General features: G+C 73.4%; 11 protein-coding genes. 6 read left to right on the top strand and 5 right to left on the bottom strand.

Translation table 11 applies throughout. From position 1 onward, the window contains the following. The first annotated feature begins 125 nt into the window (after nucleotides 1-125). Nucleotides 126-770 (top strand): DUF4360 domain-containing protein, encoded by a 645-nt coding sequence (locus EES41_RS05950; protein ID WP_174261651.1) that lies wholly within the window; start codon nucleotides 126-128, stop codon nucleotides 768-770. A gap of 46 nt (nucleotides 771-816) precedes the next feature. Next, nucleotides 817-1,494 (top strand): DUF4360 domain-containing protein, encoded by a 678-nt coding sequence (locus tag EES41_RS05945; RefSeq protein ID WP_254211334.1) that lies wholly within the window; start codon nucleotides 817-819, stop codon nucleotides 1,492-1,494. Between the two features lie 143 nt (nucleotides 1,495-1,637). Here the strand turns inward: EES41_RS05945 and EES41_RS05940 are convergent, their stop codons facing one another. Both EES41_RS05940 and EES41_RS05935 read right to left on the bottom strand, forming a co-directional pair. After that, on the bottom strand, nucleotides 1,638-1,931 hold the full coding sequence (locus EES41_RS05940) for a DUF1232 domain-containing protein (protein WP_123076283.1): 294 nt from the start codon (nucleotides 1,929-1,931) through the stop codon (nucleotides 1,638-1,640). A 54-nt stretch (nucleotides 1,932-1,985) separates the two neighbouring features. Further along, entirely contained in the window at nucleotides 1,986-2,450 is a 465-nt protein-coding gene (locus EES41_RS05935) for a MarR family winged helix-turn-helix transcriptional regulator (protein ID WP_008742277.1), read from the bottom strand. A gap of 111 nt (nucleotides 2,451-2,561) precedes the next feature. Here EES41_RS05935 and EES41_RS05930 point away from each other — a divergent pair, with 111 nt between their 5' ends. Together EES41_RS05930 and EES41_RS05925 are read left to right on the top strand one after the other, a co-directional pair. Then, nucleotides 2,562-3,122: a DoxX family protein gene (locus EES41_RS05930; protein ID WP_250569463.1), complete on the top strand. Its 561-nt coding sequence runs from the start codon at nucleotides 2,562-2,564 to the stop codon at nucleotides 3,120-3,122. 72 nt (nucleotides 3,123-3,194) lie between these two features. Then, nucleotides 3,195-5,003: a glycoside hydrolase family 15 protein gene (locus EES41_RS05925; protein ID WP_123076281.1), complete on the top strand. Its 1,809-nt coding sequence runs from the start codon at nucleotides 3,195-3,197 to the stop codon at nucleotides 5,001-5,003. Between the two features lie 154 nt (nucleotides 5,004-5,157). Here EES41_RS05925 and EES41_RS05920 read toward each other — a convergent pair whose 3' ends face one another. After that, nucleotides 5,158-6,567, bottom strand: coding sequence for an APC family permease (locus EES41_RS05920; protein ID WP_123076279.1), 1,410 nt, complete (start codon nucleotides 6,565-6,567; stop codon nucleotides 5,158-5,160). A 445-nt stretch (nucleotides 6,568-7,012) separates the two neighbouring features. On the opposite strand from EES41_RS05920, the gene EES41_RS05915 reads away from it, so the two are divergent. Then, nucleotides 7,013-8,344, top strand: a complete 1,332-nt coding sequence (locus tag EES41_RS05915; RefSeq protein WP_254211333.1) for a serine hydrolase — start codon at nucleotides 7,013-7,015, stop codon at nucleotides 8,342-8,344. Nucleotides 8,345-8,392: 48 nt separating this feature from the next. On the opposite strand, the gene EES41_RS05910 is transcribed toward EES41_RS05915, so the two are convergent. Further along, the gene (locus EES41_RS05910; RefSeq protein ID WP_254211332.1) at nucleotides 8,393-10,531 is read right to left on the bottom strand and encodes a SpoIIE family protein phosphatase; all 2,139 of its coding nucleotides are present in this window, start codon (nucleotides 10,529-10,531) and stop codon (nucleotides 8,393-8,395) included. A 205-nt stretch (nucleotides 10,532-10,736) separates the two neighbouring features. After that, nucleotides 10,737-12,137, bottom strand: coding sequence for an MFS transporter (locus EES41_RS05905; protein WP_254211730.1), 1,401 nt, complete (start codon nucleotides 12,135-12,137; stop codon nucleotides 10,737-10,739). A 140-nt stretch (nucleotides 12,138-12,277) separates the two neighbouring features. Between EES41_RS05905 and EES41_RS05900 the strand changes: the two genes are divergently transcribed. Next, nucleotides 12,278-13,195, top strand: a complete 918-nt coding sequence (locus EES41_RS05900; protein WP_123076275.1) for a LysR family transcriptional regulator — start codon at nucleotides 12,278-12,280, stop codon at nucleotides 13,193-13,195. Nucleotides 13,196-13,261: the final 66 nt, after the last annotated feature.

Raw genomic sequence — 13,261 nt, 5'->3', positions numbered from 1 at the left:
GGAATCCGGCCAGGGGTCGCGGCCGGGAAGGTGTTGTCCATTTCGGGCCCTTCCCGGCCGGACTTCATCCGTGGTGGCATGACCACGCCAATTTAGGCCGGTCCGGATGAAATGGAGAAACAGCGATGTTGCTGCGCAGGATCACCATCGGCGCGGCGGTCGCGGTGCTTTCCGCCGTCGCCCTGCCCGCCCAGGCCGAAACGGCCTACAACCCGCCCGGAAGAATCACCGTCGACGTGGTCGGGGTCAACGGATCGGGGTGCCCGCAGGGGACCGCGAGCGTGGCCACGGCCTCCGACAACACCGCGTTCACCGTCACGTACAGCGACTACCTGGCCCAGGCGGGCGCCGGCTCCGGCGGCACGGAGTTCCGCAAGAACTGCCAGCTCGCCCTCCAGGTCCACGTGCCCCAGGGGTTCACGTACGCCATCGCCCGCGCCGACTACCGCGGCTTCGCGCACCTCCAGCGCGGGGCCTTCGGTCAGGAGCGCGCCAACTACTACTTCCAGGGGATGGCGCAGTCGGCCCGCGCCACCCACCAGTTCACCGGCCCGTACACCGACAACTGGCAGGCGAGCGACCAGACGGAGTACGCGGACCTGGTCTGGGCCCCCTGTGGCGAGGAGCGCAACCTCAACGTCAACACCGAACTCCGCGTCTACGCGGGGACCTCGAACCCGCAGGCCCTGAGCTTCATGAGCATGGACTCGACGGACGGCAGCGTCAGCACGGTCTACCACTTCGCGTGGAAGGAATGCCCCGCGGTCTGACGCGGTGCGAGCGCACGGAACCCGACTCATGGTCAGGAGCGACACGATGTCCCATTCCCTGTCCCGCACCCTCCTCGCCGCCGCGGCGGCGGCCGTGCTGGCCGCCACGGCCGCGGCGCCGGCCGGAGCCGCCGGCCACCGGCCGCCCATCACGGTCCCGCCGGACAAGATCGTGATCGAACTCGCCACGGTGAACGGCTCCGGCTGCCGTGAGGGCACCGCCGAGGTCGCCGTCGCGCCGGACAACACCGCCTTCACCGTCACGTACAGCGAGTACCTCGCGCAGGTCGGTCCCGGCGCCCCGCCCACGGCCTTCCGCAAGAACTGCCAGCTCAATCTCCGCGTGCACGTCCCCTCGGGATTCACCTACGCGATCGTCCAGGCGGACTACCGGGGATTCGCATTTCTCCAGCCGGGGGCCTGGGGCCAGGAAAGGGCGAACTACTACTTCCAGGGAATGCCGCAGACCTCGCAGCGGACGCATCAGTTCAGCGGACCGCTCAACGACAACTGGCAGACCTCCGACAAGACGGAATACGCCGATCTGGTCTGGGCGCCGTGCGGTGAGAAACGAAACTTCAACATCAATACCGAGCTGCGGGTGAATGCCGGCACCTCGAACCCGCAGGCCGTCACGAGCTTCATGGCGATGGACTCCACGGACGCCAGTGTCAGCACCCTCTACCACCTCGCCTGGCAGGTGTGCCCCGCCCCCCGTCCCTAGGGCGCCTGGCGGGCCGGTGTGCCGGGCGTCCCAGCGCGCCGCCCGGCACACCGGCGGGCCCCGTCCGGCCGCGGTCACCTGATCGGCCCAAGGGCCCCGGTCCGGTGTTCCGCGGCCGACCCTCCGGCCGCCCGATCCGCGTGTCAGACCCCGTCCGGCCCCTTCGCGGGCCGGGCCGCCGCCGCGGCCGCCTGGAGGGAGCGCAGGGCCAGTAGCAGGACCCCGATGTCGTCGAGGTACACCGGGTCGGGGATCAGGTCCGCAGGCGAGACCGTGTAGATCACCGCCACCCAGAACAGCGCCTTGTCCCGCAGCGGGATCCCCGAGTCCACCAGCAGCCGGCGCGTCTTGAGGACCCGTACGAACAGTACGGCCGCCGCGACCGCCAGCCCGAGGGCGACGATCGCGGCGACGGTGAACCAGGCCTTGCCATCCATGACGTCCCTATACCCCTTCGGGGGCCGCTGCCCCCACGGGCGACCCGTCCGTCCTCAGGCGCCCTGTTCCCGCAGGCGCCGGCCGACCTCGCCCAGCCCGTCCGCCAGCGCGTCCAGCTGCTCCGGCGTGAGCACGTCCACGAGGATCTCCCGCACCGTCGCCACGTGCCCGGGCGCGGCCTCGTCCAGGCGGGCGCGGCCGGCCTCGGTGAGGACGGCGAACACCCCGCGGACGTCGGAGGGGCAGCTGCGGCGGCGGACCAGGCCCGCCTTCTCCATCTGGGTGATCTGGTAGGTCAGCCCGCTCTTGGAGTTGATCAGCCCGTTGGCCAGCTCGGTCATCCGCAGCTCGCGCTCCGGGGCGGCGGCCAGCCGGACGAGGATCTCGTACTGCGGGTGCGAGAGTCCTGAGTCATCCTTGAGCTGCTGGTCGAGGCGGCGGTTCACCAGCGCGGACGCGGCCAGGAATCCGCTCCAGGCGCGCATCTCGCGCTCGTTCAGCCATCTCGTCTCAGCCATGGACCCAGACTACATGGGTTGTTCCAATTTGAATCACTCGGCCCGACTGGTTAGGGTCGCCCCAACGGTTTGAATTTGAACAACTCCCACCCCGTCCGGAAGGCCCCCACCATGACCAGCCCCTCCGTCACCCCGACGAAGTCGCAGGCCAACGCACCGGCCGTATCCGCCCTGACCACCCTGTCCACCCCCGGCCACGACGTCGGCCTGCTCCTCCTCCGCCTCGTCCTCGGCCTCACCATGGCCGCCCACGGCAGCCAGAAGCTCTTCGGCTGGTTCGGCGGCGGCGGCATCAGCGGCACCGGCAAATTCTTCGAAGCCTCCGGCTACCCCGCAGGCGAGGCCATGGCGGCCGTCGCCGGGCTCACCGAAACCCTGGGCGGCCTCGGCCTCGCCCTCGGGCTGCTCACCCCGCTCGCCGGCGCCGCGATCGTCGGCACCATGATCAACGCCATCGCCGTCCACGGCACCGGCTCGTTCTTCGCGCCGGAGGGCATCGAGTACGAGCTGCTGCTCACCACCGGCGCCGCGGCCCTCACCCTCACCGGCCCCGGCCGGTACGCGGTCGACCGCTTCCTGCCCGTACTGCGCGGCCACCGTCTCGCCCACGGAGCCGCCGCCCTCGCCCTCGGCATCGTCCTCGGCTTCGTCATGGTCCTCGTCCGGAGCTAGTGCGCCTCCGCGTCAGAAGGTGCCCGGGTCCCGCGCTGATTGGGCCCGGGCATTCGCGGGAAAAGCGCACAGATGACCCAACCCATCGAAGACTACGCACTCATCGGCGACCTCATGACCAGCGGACTCGTCGGCTGCGACGGGTCCGTCGACTGGCTGTGCCTGCCGCGCTTCGACTCGTCCGCCTGCTTCGCCGCGCTCCTCGGCGACAAGGAGAACGGCCACTGGCGCATCGCCCCGGCCGGGGCCGCCGAGGGCGAGCGGTGCACCCGGCGGTCCTACGTGGACGGCTCGCTGGTCCTGGAGTCGTACTGGGAGACCCCTGACGGAGGCGCGTTCAAGGTCATCGATTTCATGCCGCAGCGCGACAGCGCACCCGATGTGATGCGGATCGTCGAGGGGATCTCGGGCGAGGTCACCGTACTGAGCGTGCTGCGCCTGCGCTTCGACTACGGGCACGTCGTGCCCTGGGTCCGCCGCTCCGGCGACGACCGGGTCGCCGTCGCCGGCCCGGACTCCGCCTGGTTCCGCAGCGAGCCGCCCGTGCGCACCTGGGGCGAGGCCAACAGCACCCGCTCCGAGTTCACCGTCACCGCCGGGGAGCGCGTCGCCTTCGTCCTCACCTGGCACCCCTCGCACGAACCGCGCCCCGAGCCCGTCGACCCGTACGCGGCGCTGGAGCAGACCGTCGCCGACTGGAGCGAGTGGAGCGCCCAGTGCACCTACGAGGGCCCCTACCGGGAGGCCGTGACCCGCTCCCTGATCACCCTCAAGGCCCTCACCTACGCCCCGACCGGCGGGATCGCCGCGGCCGCGACCACCTCCCTGCCCGAGGAACTCGGCGGCGTCCGGAACTGGGACTACCGCTACTGCTGGCTGCGCGACTCCACCCTCACCCTCGGCTCGCTCCTCGCGACCGGCTTCCAGGACGAGGCCCGCGCCTGGCGCCGGTGGCTGCTGCGGGCGATCGCCGGAGACCCCGCCGACCTGCAGATCATGTACGGGATCGCGGGCGAGCGGCGGATCCCCGAGGCCGAACTGCCGTGGCTGCGCGGGTACGCCTCCTCCGCGCCCGTCCGGGTCGGCAACGCCGCCGTGGACCAGCTCCAGCTCGACGTGTACGGGGAGGTCCTCGACTCGCTGTACCTGGCCAGGTGCGCCGGGATCCCGATGGAGAGGCACGCCTGGCGGATCCAGCTCGCGCTCCTGGACTTCCTCGGGGACAACTGGCGCCGGCCCGACGAGGGGCTGTGGGAAGTACGCGGCCCGCGCCGCCACTTCGTGCACTCCAAGGTGATGGCCTGGGTCGCCGCCGACCGGGCGGTGCGGACCCTGGAGGGCGACCCCACGCTCCCGGGCGATGCCGAGCGCTGGCGGACCATGCGGGAGGAGGTGCACCGCGACGTCTGCGAGAACGGCTTCGACCCCGAGCGCAACACCTTCACCCAGTACTACGGCTCCAGCGAGCTCGACGCGGCCACCCTGCTCATCCCGCGGGTCGGATTCCTGCCGCCCGACGACCCGCGCGTCATCGGCACGGTCGACGCGGTGCGCCTGGAACTCGGCCGCAGCGGTCTGCTCCGCCGCTACAGCACCGAGGGCCCGTCCGTGGACGGGCTGCCCGGTGACGAAGGGGCCTTCCTCGCCTGCTCGTTCTGGCTGGCCGACGCGCTGCACCTGACCGGCCGCCAGAAGGAGGCGCGGGAACTGTTCGAGCGCCTCCTGTCGGTACGCAACGACGTCGGGCTGCTCGCCGAGGAGTACGACGCCGTCGCCGGACGCCAACTGGGCAACTTCCCGCAGGCGTTCAGCCACATCGGCCTGGTGAACACGGCGCTCACCCTGAGCGCGGAGGTCCCCGGCCACCCGGCCGCCGGCTGACCCCCGCGCCGCCAGAGGCCGAGGTGGTCCGGGCCGGGCGGCGCCCCGGCCGGCAGGTATCCGGCGAGCTCCGCGGCCAGGGTGTCGAGCCCGCCGTCCGGATGGGCGGCACCGGCGGGCCCGCCGGCCCCGCCGGTGCCGCCGGTGCCGCCGCTCACGCCGAGGCGGTGTCCTGGCCGTCCTCCGGGATGCTGACCAGCCAGCGGCTGTCCTGCCGCGGCCGCAGGTACAGGGCCCAGTACAGGGTGGCCACGGCGGTGATCCCGCCCGTCCACAGCAGGTACTGGGTCTCCTGCTGCGTCAGGATGTACGCGAGTACGGCGATCAGCACCACCGGCACGGCCGGCCACAGCGGCATCCGCCAGGCGGCCGCCTCGCGGTGCGCCCCGCGCCGGCTGAACAGCGCGGCCACCGCGACCAGCAGGTACATGCCGGTCACCGAGACACCGGTGACCCCGTACAGGGTGTCGAGGTTGACGAAGCACAGCGCCGCGCCCGGCACGCCGACGAGCAGCGTGGCCACCCACGGCGAGCCGAACCGGCCGAGCCGCGACAGCGCGTTGTTGACGGGCTCGGGCCAGGCCTTGTCGCGGGCGGAGGCGAACAGCACGCGCGAGTTCTGGATCACCATGACGATGCCGGCGTTGACGATGGCGAGGGCGACGCAGAGGCTGACGAAGGTGCCGACGGCCGAGTTGGACCAGGCGGTGACCATCCCGCCGAGGTCGCCCGCGGCCAGCGCGTCCAGGTCGGGGGCGCCGACCGTGATGGCGATGACCGGGACCAGGATGACGGCGGTGGAGATGGCGAGGGTGGCGAGCACCGTCCGGGCCACGTTGCGCCGGGGGTTCTCCAGTTCCTCGGAGAGGTAGACGGCGGTGGAGAACCCCTGGGTGATGAACAGGGCGATCGCCAGGCCGGAGACGACCATCATCGCGGTGACGGTGGAGGTGCCCCCGCCCTCCGCCGCGGCCGTGCCGTGCACGAGGGCGTCGGCCCCGCGCTCGCCGTGCGCGAACCCGAGGACGGCGACGAGCGCGGCCGCGACCACTTCCAGCACCAGGAAGATGCCGGTGATCCAGGCGTTGGCCCGCAGGTCCAGCAGGCCGGCGAGGGTGGCGAGCAGCATCACGCCGCCGCCCGCGACCGGAGCCGGTATCTCGATGATCGGGGCCAGGTAGTCGGCCGTACCCATGGCGATCACGGGCGGCACGATCATCACGACCAGCAGGGACAGCACGAACACCAGCCAGCCGGCGAGCCGGCCCGCCAGGGTGGAGACGATCGCGTACTCGCCGCCCGCGCTGGGGATCAGCGTGCCGAGCTCGGAGTAGCAGAACGCCACGCCGACGCAGAGCAGCGAGCCGATCGCGATGGTGAGGGCGGTCCACGTGCCGAGACTGGCGAACAGGTCGGGCACGACGACGAAGAGGGTGGAGGCGGGCGTCACGCACGAGAGCGTGAGCAGTGTCCCGCCGACGACCCCGATGGAACGCTTGAGCTTCTGCGGGGTGGGCCCGGTGGCGGGAGCGAGGGCCTGTGGTGCGCTGATCGTGTCAGACATCGGTACGTGGTTCCGATCGGCAGATGCGGTGAATGAGCGCGGGAGCGGTATCGCCTCCGAGGCGGTGGTGAGCAAGTGTGTGAGCGGCTCCCGGGCCGATATGGAATCTCCGCGAGATCCGCAGGTCAATAGCTGTTCATGTGCGGATTCCATCGCTCTGCCCCCCGTGAGACCCCTGTTCTCGGTGTTAAGGCCGTGTAAACGCTGCACCGACGCGGGGTGCGGGAACCGCAGCTGCCCGCGGGTAAATTTCCCTCCGCTTTGCCGACTCGATGGTGTCAAGAGACCCGAACGGGGGAGGCGCGTCTGCTACCCGGGTCTTACGCGGCGCGCGCCGGGATCGTCCCGGCGGCCGATGGGGGCGCGGCCGCCGGGGACAAGAATCGGAGGCGACCGAAGATCGTCCGGACGCCCCGCACGGGGCGTCGACCGGGGGGAGACACCCATGCGCCTCACGCGCCGAGGCCGAGGACCCGCGTTACGCACCACCGGGGCGGCCGCCGCCGTCGTACTGTCCCTGCTGGCCGGGGTCGCCCCGGCCGCGAGCGCCGCCACCGGCTCCGGGGCCGGGACGGCCACCGCCTCCCCGTCCCCGACGGCCGGGGGGCTGGACCGCGAGGCCCTCCAGCGGCGGCTGGACGCCGTCCACGAGGCCGGCATGTACGGGGCGTACGGCAGCGTCCGCGACGGCCGCGCCCGGTGGACCGGGGCCACCGGCTTCGCCGACGTCGATACGCGGCGGCCCGCCACCCCCGACATGCGGCACCGGGTCGGCAGCATCACCAAGACCTTCACCGCCACGGCCGTGCTCCAGCAGAGCGCCCGCGGCCGCATCGGGCTCGACCGGCCGGTCGGCGACTACCTGCCCGGCCTCGTCCCGGGGGAGCGCGGCCGCAAGATCACCGTGCGGATGCTGCTGAACCACACCAGCGGCATCGACGACTACGTCATCGAGGCGTTCCCGTCGCTGAAGGAGAACTCCCCGAAGAGCCTGGACGACTTCCGCTACCGCACCCTGCGGCCCGCCACCCTGATCGGGTACGGGGTGAACCTGCCGCAGCTCTTCGAACCCGGCACGGACTGGTCCTACTCGAACACCAACTACCTGCTGCTCGGCGAGCTGCTGCGGAAGGTCACCGGCGAGGACCCCGAGCGCGTCATCACCCGCGACGTGATCCGCGCGGCGGGGCTGCGCCACACCTACTTCCCGGGGACGGACCCGGTCATCAGGGGACCGCACTCCCGGATGTACGAGAACCTGCGCGGGCTGATCGACCCGCCGCGCGACTACAGCGAGTACAACATGACCATGGCCGGCACCGCCGGGGCCCTGATCTCGACCACCCAGGACCTCAACGCCTTCTACCGGGCGCTGCTCCAGGGAGACCTGCTGCCCGCCGCCCAGCTGCGCGAGATGCGCACCACGGTGCCGGTCAAGGGCCCCGACGGAGCCGTGGTGATCCGCTACGGCCTCGGCATCTACAGCACGGACACGCCGTGCGGCCCCGCCTGGGGCCATGACGGCGGTGTCTTCGGGGCGAGCACCCAGGCCATGTCCAGCGCGGACGGCGAGCGGCAGTTCGCCGCCGGGTACAACCTGTCGGGGTACCAGCGCGCCGACGCGAACGGCGCACCGGTGCCGCACCCGATCGACGCGGCCATCGACCGCCTGCGCGAACAGGCCCTGTGCGGTACGAGCGCGCCGGCGACCGGCCGCCAGGCCGCCCCGCGGGGACTGCCCGGGTCACTGGACGCGCGGCTGACGGCCCCGCGTTAGCCCCTGCGACGCCGGACCCCGAGGCGTTGGTCCCCGCGCCGCCGGTGCCTACGCCGGATCGGGGATGCGGGCGGCCAGCAGCAGCGCGATGTCGTCCGGCCGGTCGGCGGAGTCTCCCGCTTCGCTGATCAGCCGGTCGGCCGTCTCCGTGAGCGGGACGGGAGCGGCCGCGGCCAGCGAGGCCCGCAGCCGCTCCACCCCGTCGTCGATGTCCGTGCCCGGCATCTCCACCAGCCCGTCGGTGTACAGGGCGAGCACCGCACCCGGCTCCAGCATCAGCTCCGTCACCGGGTACGCGGCGTCCGCGTCGACGCCGAGCACCACCCCGCCCGGCAGGTCCAGCACCCGCGTCCGCCCGTCGGGGTGCCGCAGCAGCGGCTGGGGGTGCCCGGCCCGGACGGCGCACGCGCGGCCCGACTCCCGGTCGAGCGACACGTAGCAGCAACTCGCGAACTGGCCGGGGTCCAAGTCGATCAGCAGCCGGTTGGTGCCGCGCACGATCTGCTCCGGGGTGTTGCCGCTGAGCGCGAAGGCCCGTACCGCGCTGCGCAGTTGGCCCATGGTCGCGGCGGCCGCCACCCCGTGTCCCTGGACGTCCCCGATGACCAGGGCCAGCATGCCCGGGCCCGTCTCGATGACGTCGTACCAGTCGCCGCCCACGTCCATGCCGACGGTGCCGGGCAGGTACCGGCCCACCGTGACCACGTCCTCGAATACCGGCAGCCGGTTCGGCAGCAGCGCCGCCTGGAGCCCCCGGGCCAGCGCGGCCTCGGTGTCGTAGCGCTGGGCCCGCTCCAGGGCCTGCGCGATCAGGCCGGCCAGCGCGGTCAGCACCGTACGCTCCTCGGGGCTGAAGCCGCGCGGGGAGTCGAACCCGAGGATGCACGAACCGACCGGCCGGCCCGAGGCGATCAGCGGAAGGAAGGCGCGCGCCCCGACGTGGGAGTCCAGCGGGATCCCCGGATAGGCCGCGGCCAGGTGCTGCATCGACTCGAAGAACATCGGCCGGCCGGTGGTGAGGGTCTCCACCCCCGGCAGCCGCACGTCGAGCGCCACCCCGTCGAACCGGTCGAGGAAGCCCTGCGGGAACCCGGTCTCCCACGCCAGGTACAGATGGCGCTCGTTGAGCAGGTAGATCGCCAACTGGCGGCCGCCGAAGGCCGGCAGCAGCTCCTCCGTGACCACCGCCGAGACCTGGCGGGCCGTCACCGCCTCGGTGAGCGCGATGGCGAGGGCCACCGGCCGGTACATGGCGGACGCCCGGTCGGCCGGCGAACCCAGCCCGGCGCCCGGCCGGACCATCGACGAGGGCGCGTAGGCGGGCGGATCGGTGGACGCGATGGTCACGGTCACCCCGTCCCGCCCGGGGTACAGGCCGATCGAGAGCCACTCCCCGGAGGGCAGCCGGCCGCGCCGGGCCGGGAAGAGCACGGGCGCGTGGGCCAGGAACACGGCCCGGAAGTGGTCCTCGTACGCGGGGTGGCCGAGCCAGGGGAGCGCCTCCCACAGGAGCCGCCCGCTCAGCCCCGCCCCATCGGGGCCGAGCAGCTCCCGCGCGGGGGCGCTGACGTAGCGGATCCTGCCCTGCCGGTCCAGCGACAGCACCGCCTGCGTGAGCCGGTCCACGGCCTCGCGGGCGTCGTTGTCCCGGGGCGGCGACGGGGCGTACACCGGGTCGCCTTCCCACACCAGCGGCGCCCCGTCCGCGGCGAGCGCCGAAAGCTCCCCGGCCAGGCGCTCGGAGATGGCCCGCAACGCCTCCCGGTCGTGGGCCGAGATGGCGATGCCCGGGGTCGCGTCGCGCAGGACGAACAGCACGCCCAGCCGCTCCGGCCCGGCGACGACCGGCTCGTACAGCGAGGCGAACGGGAACGGCAGCCCGGCCACCAGCTGCGGGAACCTCCGCATGGACGTCTCCGCGTCGGGCAGCAGCACCGACTGGCCCGACCGGTACGCCTCGCCGGCCGGGTACGGGCGGTTCACGTGGAGCCGCCACCACGGCCGGAACAGCCGCCCGGGCAGCCCCGCGATCACAGCGATCCGCAGCAGGCCCTGGGTGCCGGAGCGCAGGTACACCCCGCCCGCGTACCCGCCGACGGCTTCCACCGCATCCACCACGGCCCGTGCGAGCACCTGGGTCGTGGGGTCGGGGGCGGGGCCGCCGCCGCTGTCCGGTCTCGCCGTCACACAGCCAGGATGCGCCCTGGGGCCCGCGCGGCGCACCCGCACGCCGGGAGCCGGCGGCGCGGCCACCGGGAGGCCCGGGAGGCCCTGCGAGGCCCCGGGAGGTCCGGGAGGCCCCGGGAGGTCCGGGAGGCCCAGGCGAGGCCCCGGGCCCCTGCGAGGCCCCGGGCCCCTGCGAGGCCCCGGGAGGCCCCGGGGCCCCGGGGGGTCAGCTCGCGGCGGCCCGCTCCCGGTAGCCCATCGTCACGGTGGCCGCGGCCAGCAGCGCCACCACGCCCACCGTGCCCAGCGCCACCCCCATGGCATCGGTGAACGCGGTGACCTGCGCCGGGTCCCGAGGGTCCCCGTGGAAGCGGGAGGCCAGCACGGTGCCGAACACCGCCACGCCCAGCGCGGCGCCGATCTCGCGGGCGGCGGTGTTCAGCCCGGAGCCCAGGCCCGCCTGGTGGGCCGGCAGCTCGGCGACCACGGTCAGGGTCAGCGAGGGCGCGCTCAGCCCGGCCCCGGCGGACATCACCAGCAGGTAGACGGCGTACACGAGGTACGGGGTGTCCTTGTCGACCGTGGAGAGCAGCAGCAGCCCCGCGCCGACCATGGCGAGACCTACGCCGATCGGCAGCCTCGGCCCGGTCCGCTGCGCCAGCCGGGCGCCCAGCTTGGGCATCACGGCCAGGCCCGTGGTCACCGGGATGATCGCCAGCCCGGCCATCGCGGGGGAGAAGCCCTTGGCGTACTGGAGGTACTGGGGGTTCACGTAGAAGAGCGCGAACAGCCCGAAGAAGCCCGTACCGATGCCGAGCGTCCCGGCCCGCAGCTTCGGGGACCGGAAGATCCGCGGGTCCAGCAGCGGGGCCGCGGCGCGCAGCGCGTACAGGGTGAAGGCGGCGAGCAGCGCCGCACCGGCGCCGAAGGCGCTCAGCACGCGCACCGAACCCCAGCCGAAGCCCGGGCCCTCGATGATCCCGTAGACCACGGCGAGCAGCGCGCCCGCGAGCAGCGCCGCGCCCAGGGGGTCGACGGACGCGTCGGGCCGCGAGGGAGTACGGGGGACCGCGCGGGCCACGATCAGTGCGAGCAGCCCGCCGAGCGGGACGACGGCCCAGAACAGCGCCCGCCAGGTCAGGTACTGGCCGGCCAGGCCGCCGCCGATGTTGCCCGTCAGGCCCCCGAGGCCGATGGTCAGCGTCCAGGTGGCCAGGGCCTGGGCGCGCCGCTCGGGCGGGCTCAGGTGGACCAGGACGGACATCGTGGCCGGCATGATCAGCGCCGCCCCGGCCCCGCACAGGCCGCGCCCGGCGATCAGCACGGCCGGGGTGGTGGCGAGCGCGCTGACCGCGCCGCCCGCCGCGAACAGGCCGAGCCCGGACATCAGGGCGCCCTTGCGGCCGTAGCGGTCGCCGAGCGCCCCGGCCGGGATCAGCAGCGCGGCGAAGACGATGACGTACGCGTCGACGGCCCAGAGCAGCTGGCCGGGCGTGGGGTGCAGGGTGGAGGCGGCGAGCTGCGGGATCAGCAGGTTGACGGCCGCCACCATCGCCTGCGCGACGAGGACGCAGGCGCACAGCACCAGCAGGGTGGCGCGGGTCAGCGTGGGAGCCGGCCCGGGCACGGCCCGGTCCTGTATGTCGGCATGGCGGAGCAAGGCTCCTCCTCGGAGTCAGGATCGGGCTCGGGCGGGGGACTCATGTCCCGCCGCTCACCGTAGGGTTGGGCTGACCTGCTTTCCAGTGCAAGTTCTGCAAGGGATGAATGCGCGTGACGCAATCCGGGATGGACCTGAACCTGCTGGTCGCCCTGGACGTCCTCCTGGAGGAGTCGAGCGTCTCCAGGGCGGCGGCCCGCCTGCACCTGTCCGAGCCCGCCATGAGCCGCACCCTCGGCCGCATCCGCAAGGCCCTCGGTGACCCCGTGCTGGTCCGCGCCGGCCGGACCATGGTCCCCACCCCGCACGCCCTCGCCGTCCAGTGCGAGGTCAAGGCCGTCGTCGAGCGGGCCCGCGCGCTCTTCCTGACCGGCGGCCAGGTGGACCTGGCCACCCTGACCCGCACCTTCACCGTGCTGGCCAACGAGGCCTTCACCGCCGTGTCCGGGGCCACCCTGTTCACCCGGATCGCGCGCGAGGCCCCCGGGGTGCGGCTGCGCTTCCTGTCGGAGAGCCACGTCGACGTGCCCGCCCTGCGCGAGGGCATGGCCGACCTCGAACTCGGCGTCGTCGACACCCGCTCCCCCGAGGTACGCGTCGAGCACCTCTCCGACGAGCTCATGGTGGGCGTCGTACGCCCCGGGCACCCGCTGCTGGGGGGACGGCTCACCGCCCGCCGGTTCGCCGCCGCCGACCACCTGATCGCCTCCCGGCGCGGCCGCCTCGAAGGCCCCGTCGACACCGCGCTCGCCGAACTCGGCCTGACCCGGCGGGTGGTCGGCAGCGTCGGAACCTTCCCCGCCTCCCTGTTCGTCCTGCGCGAGAGCGACCTCGTCGGGCTGCTCACCACCCAGGCCGCGCCGCTCGCCGCCGGCCTCGGACTGGAGACCTTCCGGATCCCGCTCGATCTGCCGGCCCTGCCCTTCGGCATGGCCTGGCACCCCCGCCACGACGCCGACCCGGCGCACGCCTGGCTGCGCGGCTGCGCCCGGGAGCTGCTCACCGCGCGCCCGGCCGCGCACTGACGCCGGGCGCGCGGCGCCCCGTACGCCGTACGCACTGACCCGAACGCCTCCCCCGTCCGGGGGACG

This window comes from Streptomyces sp. ADI95-16 (genome assembly GCF_003721495.1).
Lineage (GTDB): Bacteria > Actinomycetota > Actinomycetes > Streptomycetales > Streptomycetaceae > Streptomyces > Streptomyces goshikiensis.
The sequence above is the reverse complement of the archived record's forward strand: the minus strand, read 5'-3'. Positions and strand labels throughout refer to the sequence as shown.